The 1,316-nt window shown below is 51.2% G+C and carries 2 protein-coding genes and 1 pseudogene; 2 read left to right on the top strand and 1 reads right to left on the bottom strand.

Going from position 1 to position 1,316, the window contains the following annotated elements:
• Nucleotides 1-231 (bottom strand): hypothetical protein (locus ACR0DT_RS25050; protein ID WP_480713346.1); only part of this gene is annotated, 231 nt, incomplete at its 3' end.
• A 512-nt stretch (nt 232-743) separates the two neighbouring features.
• Here ACR0DT_RS25050 and ACR0DT_RS25045 point away from each other — a divergent pair.
• Nucleotides 744-1,064, top strand: a complete 321-nt coding sequence (locus tag ACR0DT_RS25045; protein ID WP_480713345.1) for a hypothetical protein — start codon at nt 744-746, stop codon at nt 1,062-1,064.
• A pseudogene (locus ACR0DT_RS25040) lies at nt 1,013-1,138 on the top strand (IS110 family transposase); the annotation flags it as partial. The gene ACR0DT_RS25045 and the pseudogene ACR0DT_RS25040, both read left to right, overlap by 52 nt.
• Nucleotides 1,139-1,316: the final 178 nt, after the last annotated feature.

Here is a 1,316-nt window from a genome sequence, read left to right as displayed (position 1 = left end):
AGGCACAACCTGCGAATGCGCGCTTGTAGCGCCCCCGATGGCGATGCCAAGCCCCAGAGCCATACTGGCAACACGTCCGGAAACGGGCGCAAAAGAAAGAACGGGGTGAAGTCCGGACGGCGCATAGCTCGCAACCGTCCCTTTATACTTGGTCATCCGCCCACCACGGATGCTGATGTAACCTGACACAATTGCCTCACGCAAAATGGATTTCACCTTTGCACTCCACATCTACTTTCCTGAAGAAACAGGGATCCAAATATAACAACATTTTCCAACCTCATTTCTTATTGAGAATGGAAAGTTGGCCCAACTGGTTCACTTAGCCCGTGTTCATTTCAATTCTGCATCGCATCAAAACACCAATAGGAAAACGCAACCATGCCGATTTTTGGAACCCATTTTGAGGTTGGTGCGAGCCATTCAAAAATGAACTCCAATACAACCAAAGTCTGTTCTACCCGCGCTAACAATTTCGATTTGATTGAACTTACGAGTCTGAAACACGCCCTCTGACTAAGTCACCAATACACAACGCATTCGAAGCTTGAGGCAGTCCAGCACAAACTTGGTCTTTTCTTCTGCGGAATACTGTTTACGGGTCGCACGGCGGATGTTTTTGACAACTTTCTCGCCGTGGCTCGGCTTAGTTCCGGGTTTCTTTCTCATCGTATGGAATGGACGCCCCTTGCACCGACGCCGATGGTTTTCGGCAGACGTAGCAAGCAGAAGGAGTTCACAGAATGCAGTTAATTGTGATGGATCTAGGCAAACAGCCGTTTCACATCCACGGGATCACCAATGAGGGCGAGGTAATCTCGAAGAAACTGACCAGATCAAAACTCGCCGCTGCCGTACAGGAGCATTCCCCGGAAACAGTCGCCATGGAGGCTTGCGCCAGCGCTCATCACTGGGGCAAACAGTTTGAGGTGCAAGGGTATGCCGTGCGCCTCATTCACCCGCGCTTCGTCATGCCGTTTGTCAAAGGCCCAAGAACGACGCTGTTGATGCCGAGGCGATCTATGAGGCCGCACTGCGCCCGATTATGCGATTTGTCCCAGTGAAGACGACGAAGCAACAGGATTTGCAGATACTGCACCGAACACGCGACCGGCTCATAACACAACGAACCGGATAGAGTAATCTTATTCGCGGCTTTCTGGGGGAGTATGGCATTGTCATTCCAGTCGGTGCCTTTCGGTTCCGCAAAGCCATCAGGAAAGCTATCGCTGAGGCTAATCTGCCGGTACTGGCAATTGAGAACTTCAACGCACTAATCGCCGAATTCGAAGCGTTGGGCAAACAAGTCGCTGAGC

Source organism: Ruegeria sp. BI11 (assembly GCF_056538005.1).
The sequence above is the reverse complement of the archived record's forward strand: the minus strand, read 5'-3'. Positions and strand labels throughout refer to the sequence as shown.

What these genes read in the sequence shown, in the direction of transcription:
- ACR0DT_RS25045 (WP_480713345.1), top strand. Translation starts at nt 744, where the DNA reads ATGCAGTTAATTGTGATGGATCTAGGCAAACAGCCGTTTCACATCCAC.